Source organism: Vagococcus sp. JNUCC 83, assembly GCF_053667615.1.
Genome location: NZ_CM132204.1, coordinates 1,446,718 through 1,461,673, shown reverse-complemented (window position 1 = coordinate 1,461,673; position 14,956 = coordinate 1,446,718). Strand labels below are relative to the sequence as shown.

Here is a 14,956-nt window from a genome sequence, read left to right as displayed (position 1 = left end):
AGGGGAATCTATGCTACAAAAATTTAAAGCTTCTAAATTAATGTTTTGGTCATTAGAATTATTGATTATCGCGACATTAATTTTAGTAGGAACAAAAATTAATTTTATATTTAAACCTATTGGTACGTTGTTTACCACGATGTTTGCACCAATTATTATATCAGGTTTTTTATTTTATTGTTTCAACCCAATTTTACAATTTATGATTAAAAAAGGCATTAAAAGGACATGGGCTGTGTCGATTATCATGATTATTTTGATAGGTGTTGTGTTATTGCTCATTATGTCAGTTATTCCTAATTTGATTAAACAAATGACCATGTTGACAAAAGCTGCACCGGATTTCTATGTGGCAATAGAAAAAACGATTAATGAAGTAGCTCATCATCCTATTATGAAAAATGTTGATATACAACAATATTTAGATCAATGGAATGTGTCGTTTGGAAATATTATCAAGACGACGATATCTAGCCTAGGAAATGGATTGGGTTCATTTATTTCTTCTATGGCAGGGATTGTGATGATTATTTTTACTGTGCCATTTATTTTATTTTATATGTTAAAAGATGGGGAACGTTTTTTACCAAATGTAACACGTTTTTTCCCTGAAACACATCGAAAAGAAATGACAGAACTACTGATAAAAATGAGTCAAACTATTTCAAAATATATTAGTGGTCAAATGATTGAGTGCTTGTTTGTTGGTGTGGCAACAAGTATTGGTTATATGTTAATTGGTGTGAATTATGCTTTTTTATTTGGTGTGATAGCAGGTCTGTCAAACATGATTCCATACATTGGTCCATATATTGGACTAGCACCAGCACTTTTTGTAACGGTATTTACAGACCCGATTAAGGCGGTTCTTGCGTGTATAGTGGTACTGGTTGTCCAACAGATTGACGGCAACATTATTTACCCAAATGTCATTGGAAAAAGTTTAGATATTCATCCACTAACGATTATTATCATTTTACTTGTAGCAGGGAATATCGCTGGTTTACTAGGAATGATTTTAGGTGTACCATTTTATGCAGTCTGTAAAACAATTGTTGTTTATGTTTATGATATGGTTCAACTTGATAAGCGAATCAAGAAAGAAAATACTCCCGTTAAATAATAGGTATAGATATATCTTTTATATTGAATTTAATTGATATTTATGATACGATTTTTGGAGGAATATTAAAAAGAACGAAAAAGTTAGGAGAGAAAAGCTTATGAACGCTGACCCCGAGAGTCAGTCTATTTTTATCAATATTATTATTTTGATTGTATTAACATTATTAAACGCGTTTTTTGCCGCTGCGGAGGTTTCCGTTATATCGGTAAATAGAAACAGGTTAGAAAGTAAAGCAGAAGAAGGAAATAAAACAGCTATAAAATTATTGGCATTGATCAATGATTCTAGTAATTTTTTATCCACAATTCAAGTAGGGATTACATTAGTGACCATCTTGTCAGGGGCATCTTTGGCTAATTCATTTGCTAGAGAATTGGCACCAGTTTTTGGTGGAGCAGCTTGGGCAAAACAAGCCTCACAAGTGATTGTGTTGATTTTATTAACATATATTTCGATTGTATTTGGCGAGTTATATCCTAAACGAATTGCTTTAAACAGGCCTGAGGAAGTAGCGCGTTTTGTAATGGGACCTATCACATTATTAGGTAAAGTGATGAGACCGTTTGTGTGGTTATTGTCAAGTTCAACAAACTTATTAAGTCGCATCACACCAATGACATTTGATGATGAAAATGAACGAATGACTCGTGAAGAGATGGCTTATTTGCTGACAAATGAAGGTGTGCTAGATTCTGATGAGTTAGAGATGGTGCAAGGGATTTTTGATTTGGATACGACAATGGCACGTGAAGTAATGGTTCCTCGTACAGAAGCCTTTATGATAGATATCCATGATTCTGCAGAAGAAAATATTGATAAAGTTTTAGCAAACAATTTCTCAAGAATCCCTGTTTATGATGATGATAAAGATAAAGTCATTGGGATACTGCATTTGAAAAACTTACTAAAAGAAGCTCGAAGCAAAGGATTTGAAAATCTAAATCTTTTAAATGTGATTCATGAACCATTATATGTTCCTGAAACAATATTTATTGATGATTTATTGCTAGAGCTTAAGAAAACACAAAACCATATGGCTATCTTGTTAGATGAATATGGTGGAGTATCTGGTTTAGTAACATTTGAAGATTTACTAGAAGAAATTGTTGGTGAAATAGATGATGAATCTGATGAGTTAACGATTGACCATTTGTTAAATCAAATTAGTGACAATGAATTTTTAATTGAAGCTCGTATGCCAATTAATGATTTTAATGAAAAATTTGGTACAACTATTTCTATGACAGATGTTGATACAATGGCCGGCTTTATGATTACTGAGCTGGGTGTCATTCCTGAAAAAGATGAGCGTCTGACGATTCATGTTGATCATATAGACTTAACAACGTATAAATCAGAAGGTACTCGCTTACTAGAAATACTGGTGACAATCAATGAAGTTGAAGATGAAGAAGAAGATAAATATTACAAATCACGCGATGAGGATTAATAGATAGTGAGGTATAACCGTGAGAAAAGTTATAACATATGGAACATTTGATTTATTACACTACGGACATATTAATTTATTACGTCGTGCAAAAGAACAAGGAGATTATTTAATCGTTGCCTTGTCTACTGATGAATTTAATTGGGATGAAAAGCAAAAAAAATGTTATTTTTCTTATGAAAAAAGAAAGATGCTTTTAGAAGCCATTCGCTATGTGGATTTAGTTATCCCAGAAAATAGCTGGGATCAAAAGATAACAGATATTGATGAATTTAAAGTAGATGTGTTTGTTATGGGTGATGACTGGAAAGGCCAATTTGATTTTGTAAAAGAAACAGGTGCAGATGTTGTCTATCTTGAACGCACACCAGAAATATCCACAACACAGATTAAGAAAGATTTGAATAAAAAATAAAAAAGGAAATTAAGGACTATAGGTCTCTTAATTTCCTTATTGAGTTTAATTAACAAAGGAGAAAGTGATGTCTAAATTAAAATATTTTGTAAATTCCATCATATTAGTTGTAGGATTGAATTTTACATTTACTCAGGGTCAATCATTTTTAGTTTCTTTAAAAAATAGTTTGATGGAAAATGCAACTTTACTGAATGCTGCAACTATTTTGTTATTCTATTTTTTATACAAAAATCGACACTTTATTGAAAAAGAACATTGTTCTATTATACAATGGTGTGTGAGTCTTTTTTTAGCTTTAAATCAACTATTTAGAGTAGCAATCAGTTCAACAGGAGGGTTAACTATTGTTTATGGTTCAATATCAGCAATAGTAATCAGTTTGATAATTCTATACACCTATACATATCTATTTAATATTGCTCAACTTTTTGTGGGAGCATTTATAAGAAAACAAACAAATATTGAAGTACCTAAACCAGAAGAAGGATTTTTAAAAAAAATAGGTTCAAATCATCCATTCATAACGACTTTTATTATTGTATTAATTTGTTGGCTTCCAGTTATTATTATTAATTATCCTAGTATCTTAGTGGTGGATTCATTTAGACAGTTAAAACAATATTATGGAGAAATCCCAATAACAAACGCTCACCCACCGATACATACAATCATGTTGGGTTTAACAGTAAGTTTAGGTAGAAAGCTAGGGGATGCTAGTTTAGGTCTGTTTTTAAGTAACATTCCACAATTATTAATGACTCTTTTTGGTTTTTCATTAACTAGTTTAACGATAAAAAAAATGAAATTACCTACTTTTTATGTTTGGATAAATATATTTATCGGTGCATTTAGTCCAGCAATTTTGGGTATGCTTCTAGTAACCACAAAAGATATATTTTTTACTAGTAGTTTATTAGTACTATATAACATAGCTATTTTATATTATATTGATAAAAATAAAACTACTGTGACCCAAATACTTTATGGTATCTCTTTTATAGTAATGGCGACATTAGTTATTCTATTTAGAAAAAATGGAATCTATATGATGTTTCCATTAGTTATTATATTTGGGATTAAGTTATTATTTGACTGTGTATTATCAGTCAAATACCATCAGATAAAAAAAATGTTACCAACTTTAATTTTGATGATTGTTTTAATTGTTCCGATAGTCACGTCACAGCTAATTGATCGATCGCTAGAAAAAAAATATAATATGGTAGAAGATGTTAGAAAAAGTGAAATGTTGTCAATTCCGTTTCAACAAACAGCCAGATATGTAAAAAAATTTCCAGATGAGGTAACAAAAGATGAAAAAGATAAAATAAAAGCTGTCATGTATTATGATGGTCTTGGTGAATTATACAATCCTATCATTTCGGATGCTGTGAAAAGGACAACGCCTAAAGATGTTACAAATCAGGAATTAAAAGATTATTTTAAAGTATGGTTTCAAATGTTTTTAAAACATCCTATAACGTATGTTGAAAGTACTGCCGCACAGAATTACTATTTGTTTAGTCCAGAAAATTATAATTATTACTATTCAACGCTAACATATGGATATGATGTACAACAAAAAAAAGAAGGCGAAACCTATATTGCATTAATGAATAAGCTAGGCATAAAAAAAACTGAAAGTAAAAAAGGTGTACAAAAAATGTTGACAGCTTGTTATAGATTAGTTGATTCGTTACCAATCTTAGGATTATTAAGTAGCTTTTCTTTTGGTGTGATTGTCCTTTTGGTATTATTTGCATTATCTATTAGATACAGGTTGAATGTTGGCATCTTAGCGATATTACCGATGCTAATGCTTTTGTTAACAATTTTTGCAGGTCCCGTTATTCGAGGTTATTTACGATATGGATTACCATTTGTATATGTAATGCCTATCATTTTTTGCTTCACAATTTACCTCTATCGAGAAAAAAACATTGCTTCTAGTTAAACTATTAAATAAAGAATAGTTGTGGTATAATATTTTGATGTATAAAGAAACGTTTAACAAGTCATTGGATGACACTTAAGGAGACAAAATGAAAGTATTAGTAATAGTACCAGCTTATAATGAAGAAGCAAGTATTGTAAAAACATCGCAATCGATAGAAGAATACAAAAAAAATGCCAATTTTACGCTAGATTATATCGTGATTAATGATGGTTCTACAGATAATACTGAAAATATTTTACAAGCTAATTCAATTCCTTATATTCACCTGATTAAAAATTTGGGAATTGGTGGAGCAGTACAAACAGGCTATATCTACGCTTATTATAATGGTTATGATGTTGCTGTTCAGTTTGATGGTGATGGTCAGCATGACATCTATTCTATAGAAAACTTAATAGAACCAATAATTAATGGGGAAGCAGATTTTATTATTGGTTCTAGATTTACAGAAGGCTCACCTTCAGATTTTAAAACTTCTTTTTCTAGAAGAATGGGAATTAATTTGATTTCATTTTTTATTAAAATGAAAACTGGAAAAGTTGTATTGGATGTTACTTCAGGATATCGGGCGGCAAATCGCGAAGTCCTTGAAATGTTTGCAAAATCATATCCTAGAAAATACCCTGAACCTGAAACAAACGCTTATTTACTAATGTTAGGAAAAAGAGTAGATGAAGTTGGTGTTAAAATGTTTGAAAGAGAAGAAGGAAAGTCATCAATAACACCAATTAAGTCTGTTCGGTATATGGTGGAAGTATTGATATCAATTATACTTTTAAACAAGCGTAGGGGGAACAAATAATGACTAGTATATCAATTACGATGATTATTTTATCTGTGTTATTTTTAGTATTTATCATAAGACTAATAAAAAATGCTACTTTTACTTTAGAATATTCTTTAATGTGGTTGGCTATAGGGACAGTTATGCTTGTTTTTTCAATTTTTCCTCAAATTCCGGAATATTTTTCGGATTTATTTGGATTTGAAACAATGTCGAATTTTCTTCTTGTAATGGCTGTTTTGTTTAGCTTACTTCAGTTAATAATTTTTACAAAGTACACAACAAAGCAAACTGATGATATAAAATCACTTATTCAAGAAGTATCTATTTTAAAAGAAAAAGTGGATAAAGGAGAAAAATAATATGTTATTGTTTGTTTTATATGTCATTTTATCTTCATCAGGTATCATTTTGTTTAAATTAGGATCGTCTGATATGTCTATCAAATTATTAAATAGTCAGTTAAATATGAATATCCCATTTCTTAGTGTGTTAGGACTATTGTGTTACCTGATTAGCTTTGTATTATGGATGATTATTATTTCGAAATCTGATGTAAGTTTTATTGTTCCCCTTGGTTTAGGTTTAACGAATGTATTAATTTTAGTGGGTTCTGTTGTCGTGTTAAAAGAAGACATTAATATGTACGCAATATGTGGTATAGCTTTGATTTTAATAGGGACATTATTAATAAATAAGGGGTAAATAAAGTAAGAATGTTAATTTCTTGCTTTTTTTTAAAGCCAAAATAAGGGAGAAAAAATATGGAAAAACAACGATTTTCTAATTTTGAATTATTGAGGATAATCGCTATATTTATGATTGTTATTCATCATTTCGCAATATGGACGCCCTGGGATTTTGAGAGTCATTCACAATTGTATCGTCTGTTAATTACATTTTTAATGATTGGTGGAAAATTAGGAGTTAACGTTTTCGTGATGATAACTGGTTATTTTATGATTCAATCTAATATTAAAATAAAAAGTATTATAAAACTTATTGTTCAGGTTACGGTTTTTTCTATAGTTTTATATGTTGTAACTGTTCTCTTTCATATTCAAGGGACAACGTTAAAATGGACTGATCTAGTGAATAGTATGTTGCCAATCTTATTTAATAGATACTGGTTCATAACAGCATATTTTCAGTTGTATTTATTAATTCCATTGATTAACAAAGGATTTAATCAGTTAAATCAAAAAGCTTTTTCTAGATTTTTGGTATTGTTTTTTATCGTTTTTTCTGTATGGCCAATGTTGTATTTTGAGGCGGGAACGACTAGCTCGCATTTAAGTTGGTTTATATTTATGTATGCATTAGGAGCATATTTCAAGTTGTTTCAAAATCAATTTGATAAAAAAGCTATTACATATTTCATTAAGATGATAATAAGTGTTATTATAACTATGTTGTGTACATGGGTATTAATTATTATTTTAAGTAAACCAACTAATACAGGATACTACTTTGTGAAAGAATTTATGGGTTGGTATACAAATATTTTTGTAACAAGAGATTACAGTCCATTTATATTGATTATTTCAATTTTTCTATTTTTAACATTTATGAAATTAAATATAAAAAATAATCGGGTTATTAATTATATTGCTTCTATGATACTAGGGGTGTATTTATTTCAAAGTACACCTGTTATTTCGGGTTGGTTATGGAAAGAGGTTTTTAGAGGACATTTAGTTAACGGAGGAATCAGATTATTTATATATAGTTTATTTGTCGGGTTAATATTAACAATTATTGGTGTTTTATTGAGTATGATTTTGAATCCATTAATAAAAATATTAACAAATAGTATTAACTTTTTAATAGCGAAAATAACAATGAAAGAAATAAATTAAGTTTACGAAGATGTATATGTAAAATTCAGGAGGAACATTAATGTCGATTAAATTATCTATCATTGTGCCAGTATACAATGTAAGTAATTATTTAGAAGAGTGCTTAGATTCTTTATTAAAGCAGAATATTGAAAACTATGAAGTAATCATGGTTGATGATGGGTCAACTGATAATTCATATGAAATTGTTCAAGAATATGAACAAAAGTATGATCACTTCATTGGAATGACAAAAGTAAATCAAGGGTTGGGACATAGTAGAAATGTTGGTGCTGCTATGGCTAAAGGGGAATATATAACATTTGCTGATTCAGATGATATTATTCCTAACAATTCATATAAAGAAATGCTTGATACGATAGAGAAAACGGGATCTGATTTTGTGATTGGAAATGTTATTCGTTTTAATTCTAATGGTCAATTTGAATCGACATTACATAACCATGTTTTTAGAGAAAACTATGAGAAAATTTCAATACGTACTCATAAAGAACTTTTGTATGATACAACAGCATGGAATAAAATATATCGATCCTCCTTTTGGAAAAAACATGACTTTAAGTTTCCAGAAGGCATGCTTTATGAAGATATACCGGTGACCATTCCAAGCCATATTCTTGCTGATAGTGTCGATGTCTTAACGAAAACTACTTATTTATGGAGAGCACGTGACGAGGGTGATCAATCCATTACACAGCAACGATCTAATATTAATAATTTATCTGACCGTTTAAAAGCAATACAAATGGTTTGGGAGTTTATGGAAAAAAAGGGCACAAATAAAGATATCAAAGATGCCTTTGATTTTAAAAACTTAAATATGGATTTTCAAATATATATCAACTATTTAAAAGAAAAAAAACCAGATTTTAATCAATTATTAATAAAATATTTACAAGAATATTTGTCTCATGTTTCAGATGATACAATGCTAGAGTTAGTTGTTATCAAGAGATTGAAGTATCAATTAATTAAAGAGGGACGTATTGATGATTTTATTAAATTAGTTGATTTAGAAACACGACATGATTTAGATATGAAACCCTATAAAAAGGGTCATAATTTTTACTATCATTTTCCATTTATTGATTGTCTAACATCTCAACAGCAAGTGGCTAATAATACATTTGACATGAGGACTAGAATCGAAAAAGTTAGTTGGAAGACACCAACTAATTTGAAAATTGAAGGATTTGCTTACATTTACCATTTAGATACTTCTAAAGATATATCATTTTCTTTTTATTTAAACAATGAAAAAACAGGATATACTTGTGAATTGGTTAGTCATTATAAACCTTCTAAGCGAAAAGATGTCAAAACAATGTATGGTGGTAAAGTAAAAAATAGCAAAAACCCACTAAAACGTTTATATGACTATTCTTATTCTGGTTTTTCTTTAGAAATTGATCCTGCTAAATTTGACTATGAAAAATTTATGGATGGGTCAAACTATGTATCAATAGTTATACATAACCAAGGTATTCATGTGACGAAGAATCTAAGGTCACCTATTGCTGGATTTGTAACGCGACCAAAATATCGATTAAAAAACTTTATTAAATTATCTGTGGAATATAATTCTTTTTGGGAATTTAAATATCAACTTGAAGAAGTTGAAAATATTATTCGTGCTATAAGTTTTGTAAATAATCAACTACAAATTACTGGAGAACATAATAGTAATGTTAACGAAATAAATACATCTGAATATTTCTTAAGAACCTCATTTTATGATAATCCTTATTTAACTAATAAGATGATACATTCTGTCGAAAGTAATGTTAACAATAATTCTTTTAAATTTTTATTTGATAAAACTGAATTAGATTTCACTAGTGAAGTCGAAAGTTATGATTTGATTGGTCAAGATAACTATGTTGTTGATACTAATATTTTAGATACTATTTATATGTTTAATGAAAGTAAACAAATAAAAGTTGATTATTATGTAAAAAACGAATTGAAATTAGCGATTACTGACTATAGAGCAGTACTAGAAAATGCTTATTTTGAAGAGGCAAATAAAGTAATCGTGAAATTATCGATGAATAAAGCAGATATTTGGAATTTAGATTCAAATGACGTCACATTAAAATTATTTGATTTAGAAAATAGTTTGTATACTTATAAGCCCATATCCACCTCATTTGAGAAAAATAGGGTTTTTTATGAGTTTTCTATTTCTTTACTAACGGGTAAAAAACTGAATTTATCAGAAAAGCTATACCGATTATTTTTGGTTATGCCACATACAAACAATGAAAAAGAATTATTTGATGTAGAAGTTGTGTTTCCAAATCAAGGAATTGATAGATATAGATATGAAAAACTCGGCTATCGTTTTGAATTACGTCATCTAAGAGGATCATCTATTGCTGTTTTATCTCAAACGAAGCATTGGAAGAAAATTGAAGATGGTCCAAGACGTCAAGCTTTTTTACGAGATATTTTTTATCCTATAATGAGGAAACTACCCTTAAAAAATATAGCAGTTTATGAATCGTATTGGGGTAAAGAATACAGTTGTAATCCTCAAGCTCTTTGTGAATATGTTCAGAAAAATGATAAAAAAATTAAAAATATTGTTTTTTTACAAGATGCTTTTCATGAAGTTGATGGAAATGTTACAACAGTTAAGATTAATTCATTAAAATATTACTATTATTTGGCACGCGCAAAATATTTAGTCAACAATGTGAATTTTCCAGATTTTTATAAAAAACGTTCAGATGCTATTGAGATACAAACAATGCATGGTACTCCATTAAAAAAATTAGGGTTAGATTCACCGAATGAAATAAAACGGCATTATGTTGATACTTATATTGCTAAAAATAACCGTTGGGATTATCTGCTTATACCGAGCGATTATGTTGGTGATATTTCAAAATCAGCATTTAAATTTAATAGAGAATTTATAAAATCGGGTTACCCTAGAAATGATAAATTATTTGCTGATAATACTAGAGAAAATATTGAGAGGCTAAAAGAAAAGTATAATTTACCAAGTGATAAAAAAATAGTTCTTTACGCACCAACCTGGCGTACGAAAGGGAATTTTACACTTGCTATGGATATTGAAAAGATGTCTAAACAATTGGGTGATGATTATTTTATTTTAGTTAAATTACATCATTTTTCTAAGGCAAATTTCGATTTAAGTAATTATTCAGATTTTATGAGAGACGTCTCTATGGATAGTGATATTAGAGAACTTTATTTAGTGTCTGATATGTTAATTACTGATTATTCATCAGTGATGTTTGATTTTGCCTTGCTGGATAAACCTATGATTTTTTATGTATATGATTATGATAAATACAAAGATGAACTTCGAGGGTTTTATTTTGATTTTGAAAAAGAAGCTCCAGGTGAGCTAGCTTATACAACAAATGATTTGATTGATATATTAAAAAATATGGATACATATATTGCCAATAATAAAGCTAAATATCTTGCTTTTAGTGATAAGTTTAATCAATATGATAATGGAAATGCTAGTGAAATTGTGTATAAGAAAGTTATGAAGAAAAAATAAATATTTTGCTATTGAATGATACTCTTATAGATGAAAGGTAAGCGGGAAGTAATAGGGTATCTATGATAAAAGTATACCTTCGGTTATTCTTAAATTACTTAAGAAAGATTGGAGGTATTTTCAATGCCAGAAAAACAAGATATTGTTCCAGTTACATTTGATTCAAAGTTTAAACAAAAAAATGATGGACCGCAATCAACTACCAACGTTACTAAACCAAAGGTTGCGATTAGGGTCAAACGAGATCAGATGGATATCACCATCTACAATGGTTGTAATAATTATATTTTAAATGCTGCACTAGGAGTGTTGAACTCTCATGCTAATTAATTATTCAACTATAAAGAATATTTATGTGGTTTGTGGAAAAACAGATATGAGACGTGGTATCGATGGATTAGCTTCTATTGTTTTAAATCAATTTGATTTAGATGTCTATTCTGATTCACTCTTTTTATTTTGCGGAAATAGTCTCAATCGCTTTAAAGCTTTATATTGGGATGGTGATGGTTTTATATTACTCTATAAACGTTTTGAAAATGGTAAACTGCAATGGCCCAGAAAAGAATCTGAACTAAGATTATTAACTAAACAACAACTTCGTTGGTTGTTAGAAGGTTTACAAATTGATCAAAGCAAAAAGATAGCTCCAGCTATTCCAGGTTACCTCAGCTAAATAAGTATCTAAAATGATAAAAATCTGTCATTTTAGATGCTTATTTGTTTTAAAAAATGTACGATGAAAGTGATTACTTTTGTTTATAGGAGTGTTTTGTATTTTTTAGTATAAAAAATTCTTATGGAACTGTTTAAAATAGTATTTTTAAAAATAGTGGTAATAATGTATAATGTAAATAACGTGAAAAATATGTACTTTTTTGAGGAGGAAATTATGAAAAAAGGAATGAATACGGGTTTGTGTCTATTATTGTTTAGTACGCCAATCTTATCAATGGCATCTGAAACAACAAATTCTAGTTATAATCAAGATATAAGTGATAGTACAACACTTGATAGTACAAGTATTACTGATGTTTCATCTAGTGATTTATATAATAATAATGAAGAAACATCATCTGGTGAGACTAAAAATAAAAAAGAAGTTGTTTATTTAAACGGTGAAGCAATTGAAATTGAAGCAGAACCAGACAATATAAAAAATGCTGAAGAGGTCATTGTTACCGAGGAAAATCAAAAAGCAATGGGTGACACATTTAAGATGATGACCCGTAATGATGATTCTAGAGCATTATTGTCTAATAATAAAAACTTACCACGTATGGATTTTGTTGATGTTTCTTCACATCAAGGAGAAATCACAGTTAGTGATTATCAAAATATGAAAAAGCAGGGTGTGACAGGAGTTGTTGTTAAATTAACAGAAAGCACTTCTTATACTAATCCTTATGCTAAATCACAAATTAATAATGCGAAGGCTGCTGGATTAAAAGTCAGTGCATATCACTATAGCTGGTTTACTAATAAAGAAAGAGCAGAGGCTGAAGCAACATACTTTGCGAATGCAGCAAGAAATTTAGGTCTTGGTACTGATACAATATTAGTAAATGATGCAGAAGAATCTTCAATGAATAATGGTCGTATGACAGAAAACTCACTGTACTTTGCTTCTACACTATCAAACAAATTTGGCTATAAGAATGTACATCACTACAGTATGGCTAGTTGGTTTAAACCAGGTATTATTGATATGACAAAATTAGGTGGAGATCAGTTTTCATGGAAGGCTCATTTTGTTAATAGCCCTTCAAAGGACAATCTATTGTATCAATCTTCATCAGCTTGGCAATGGAGTAGCCAAATGAAATTTGTTGGTGATAGAGTGTCCAATAGGCTTTTTGATGTCAATATTGACTATAAGGGAAGTTTCTCTAATCCATCTTATGTAGAGTCATTTGAACAGACACCAATATCCAAACGGAAATTTATCAATAAAGATACAGGGATAATATATGAGCGACCATATACTTCTGGAGTATCTAAACTAGACACAACAGCAGGAATGAAAAATCAATTAGTGTATTTGACTGCACAATCTAAGACTGATTATGGTTTGTGGTATAAATTTAACTATTCTAAAGGTGGGATTAGTTATTCAGGGTGGATTAAATCAACGGATTTAGATGATGTTATTAATCACCAAAATGTTAATAAAAATTTATATATCAAGACGAACCAAGGACATGTATATGATACACCATATATAGAAACAACTAAAAAGATTGATACAACACAAGGAATTAATGGAACAATATTTAAGGCTACCAAGTCTGCTACGACTGGATACGGGAATTGGTATTATGGAACGTATACTAAAAATGGTGTACAAAAATCAGGCTGGATCAAGTCTAATGACTTAGGTGATTACACAGATTATGAAAATACTTCAGGTCTATTTTATGTGAATAAAGACTATGGAGATGTATTTGACGAGCCTTACGAGGGAACATCTACTAAAAAAGTCTCTTCTTTGGTTAATATGAAAAATGTTGTGTTCTCATATACTGCTAAAGCAACTACCAAATATGGAACATGGTATCAAGGAGAATTTATAAAAAATGGCCAAGCTGTAAAGGGATGGATTAAAGATAAGGATCTCTCAACTACTTACATTTCAAATAATGAAAATGATACTAGAGAAGTTCTCACTAATAAGGGATATATTTACGACACACCTTATAATAAAGGTTATACAAAAAGAATAGGTACCACTACTGACTACTTAAATAAAACAATTCATGTGACTCGTTCAGTTAAAACACCATACGGTTTGTGGTATGAAGCAACGTTTAAAATAGATAACAAAGAAATGACTGGATGGATTAAGTCAACAGATACACTAAAAAAAGAAGTGGTTAGTGGAAAACTTTACGTTAATAAGGACTACGGTGATGTATACGATTCAGCTTATGAATATGGTAAATCTAAAAAAATAGATAATTTAAATAATATGAAAAACGTTCCTTTTTCTTATAAATCAAAAGTAACAAATGAATATGGAATTTGGTACGAAGGTGAATTTATAAAAAATGGAAAACCTGTTAAAGGATGGGTTAAAGAAACAGATTTAAATAAGAACTATACCTATAATAGCGAAAATGATACTCGCTATGTAATAAATGAGAATGGTGATATCTATGATTCTCCCTATAATATGGGATATACTAAAAAGTTAGGGACTGCTCAGGATTATAAAGATAAGAGTATTAACGTGACAAAATCTGTGAAGACACCTTATGGTTTATGGTATGAAGCTAAATTCACTATTAATAATAAAGTAGTAACAGGTTGGATTAAGTCAACAGATATAGAAAAATATGATCATTTTGAAGTAGTAAGAGGATTGTTTTATGTAAATAAAGATTACGGTTCAGTCTATGATAGTCCGTATGAACAACATAAAACAAAACAAATTGCTACGTTGACTAATATGAAAAATGTTGTATTTTCTTATACAGCTAAGGCAACAACAGCATATGGAACATGGTTTCGAGGTGACTTTATACAAAATGGTAGACTGGTCAGCGGATGGGTAAAAAATACAGATTTAAATTTAAACTATATTGACGAAAAAATTAATTCAATGAAATATATTACTAATTTATCAGGTGATATTTATGATTCACCTTACAACGAAAAACATACAAGAAAAATCGGAACTACCTCAGACATTAAAGAAAAGAAATTTTTAAGTACCAGAAGGGTTAAGACACCTAATGGCTTATGGTATGAAGCTAAGTACACTCAAAATGGTCATGAAAAAACAGGTTGGATAAAGTCTGTTGATTTAGATTAAAAAAATA

Annotated in this window: 12 protein-coding genes; all 12 read left to right on the top strand. The window is 29.5% G+C overall.

Annotated elements, in window-relative coordinates:
- Positions 1-10 precede the first annotated feature (10 nt).
- A complete protein-coding gene (locus JNUCC83_RS07040; protein ID WP_454459348.1) occupies positions 11-1,123 on the top strand; it encodes an AI-2E family transporter in 1,113 nt (370 codons plus the stop codon).
- Between the two features lie 100 nt (positions 1,124-1,223).
- Entirely contained in the window at positions 1,224-2,576 is a 1,353-nt protein-coding gene (locus JNUCC83_RS07035) for a hemolysin family protein (RefSeq protein ID WP_454459347.1), read from the top strand.
- 19 nt (positions 2,577-2,595) lie between these two features.
- Complete coding sequence (tagD, locus tag JNUCC83_RS07030; protein ID WP_454459346.1) at positions 2,596-2,991, top strand: glycerol-3-phosphate cytidylyltransferase; 396 nt, start codon at positions 2,596-2,598, stop codon at positions 2,989-2,991.
- A gap of 67 nt (positions 2,992-3,058) precedes the next feature.
- Positions 3,059-4,948 carry a DUF6020 family protein gene (locus tag JNUCC83_RS07025; protein ID WP_454459345.1) on the top strand — a complete coding sequence of 630 codons (1,890 nt, stop codon included), beginning with the start codon at positions 3,059-3,061 and terminating at the stop codon, positions 4,946-4,948.
- Between the two features lie 88 nt (positions 4,949-5,036).
- Positions 5,037-5,753, top strand: a complete 717-nt coding sequence (locus tag JNUCC83_RS07020; RefSeq protein WP_454459344.1) for a glycosyltransferase family 2 protein — start codon at positions 5,037-5,039, stop codon at positions 5,751-5,753.
- Positions 5,753-6,097, top strand: a complete 345-nt coding sequence (locus JNUCC83_RS07015; protein ID WP_454459343.1) for a DUF2304 domain-containing protein — start codon at positions 5,753-5,755, stop codon at positions 6,095-6,097. The genes JNUCC83_RS07020 and JNUCC83_RS07015 overlap by 1 nt, the downstream gene beginning before the upstream one ends.
- A 1-nt stretch (position 6,098) precedes the next feature.
- A complete protein-coding gene (locus JNUCC83_RS07010) occupies positions 6,099-6,440 on the top strand; it encodes an EamA family transporter (RefSeq protein WP_454459342.1) in 342 nt (113 codons plus the stop codon).
- Positions 6,441-6,499: 59 nt separating this feature from the next.
- Positions 6,500-7,594 (top strand): acyltransferase, encoded by a 1,095-nt coding sequence (locus tag JNUCC83_RS07005; protein WP_454459341.1) that lies wholly within the window; start codon positions 6,500-6,502, stop codon positions 7,592-7,594.
- Positions 7,595-7,634: 40 nt separating this feature from the next.
- A complete protein-coding gene (locus tag JNUCC83_RS07000) occupies positions 7,635-11,135 on the top strand; it encodes a bifunctional glycosyltransferase/CDP-glycerol:glycerophosphate glycerophosphotransferase (RefSeq protein ID WP_454459340.1) in 3,501 nt (1,166 codons plus the stop codon).
- A 123-nt stretch (positions 11,136-11,258) separates the two neighbouring features.
- A complete protein-coding gene (locus tag JNUCC83_RS06995; protein ID WP_454459339.1) occupies positions 11,259-11,465 on the top strand; it encodes a hypothetical protein in 207 nt (68 codons plus the stop codon).
- Positions 11,455-11,811: an IS66 family insertion sequence element accessory protein TnpB gene (tnpB, locus tag JNUCC83_RS06990; RefSeq protein ID WP_454459338.1), complete on the top strand. Its 357-nt coding sequence runs from the start codon at positions 11,455-11,457 to the stop codon at positions 11,809-11,811. Before JNUCC83_RS06995 ends, tnpB begins: the two co-directional genes overlap by 11 nt.
- 216 nt (positions 11,812-12,027) lie before the next feature.
- Positions 12,028-14,949: a GH25 family lysozyme gene (locus tag JNUCC83_RS06985; protein ID WP_454459337.1), complete on the top strand. Its 2,922-nt coding sequence runs from the start codon at positions 12,028-12,030 to the stop codon at positions 14,947-14,949.
- Positions 14,950-14,956: the final 7 nt, after the last annotated feature.

Coding starts and splice junctions, on each gene's coding strand:
- JNUCC83_RS06995 (WP_454459339.1), top strand. CDS start 11,259: ATGCCAGAAAAACAAGATATTGTTCCAGTTACATTTGATTCAAAGTTT.
- JNUCC83_RS07040 (WP_454459348.1), top strand. CDS start 11: ATGCTACAAAAATTTAAAGCTTCTAAATTAATGTTTTGGTCATTAGAA.
- JNUCC83_RS07005 (WP_454459341.1), top strand. CDS start 6,500: ATGGAAAAACAACGATTTTCTAATTTTGAATTATTGAGGATAATCGCT.
- JNUCC83_RS07000 (WP_454459340.1), top strand. CDS start 7,635: ATGTCGATTAAATTATCTATCATTGTGCCAGTATACAATGTAAGTAAT.
- JNUCC83_RS07035 (WP_454459347.1), top strand. CDS start 1,224: ATGAACGCTGACCCCGAGAGTCAGTCTATTTTTATCAATATTATTATT.
- JNUCC83_RS07015 (WP_454459343.1), top strand. CDS start 5,753: ATGACTAGTATATCAATTACGATGATTATTTTATCTGTGTTATTTTTA.
- JNUCC83_RS07020 (WP_454459344.1), top strand. CDS start 5,037: ATGAAAGTATTAGTAATAGTACCAGCTTATAATGAAGAAGCAAGTATT.
- JNUCC83_RS07010 (WP_454459342.1), top strand. CDS start 6,099: ATGTTATTGTTTGTTTTATATGTCATTTTATCTTCATCAGGTATCATT.
- JNUCC83_RS07025 (WP_454459345.1), top strand. CDS start 3,059: ATGTCTAAATTAAAATATTTTGTAAATTCCATCATATTAGTTGTAGGA.
- JNUCC83_RS06985 (WP_454459337.1), top strand. CDS start 12,028: ATGAAAAAAGGAATGAATACGGGTTTGTGTCTATTATTGTTTAGTACG.
- tnpB (WP_454459338.1), top strand. CDS start 11,455: ATGCTAATTAATTATTCAACTATAAAGAATATTTATGTGGTTTGTGGA.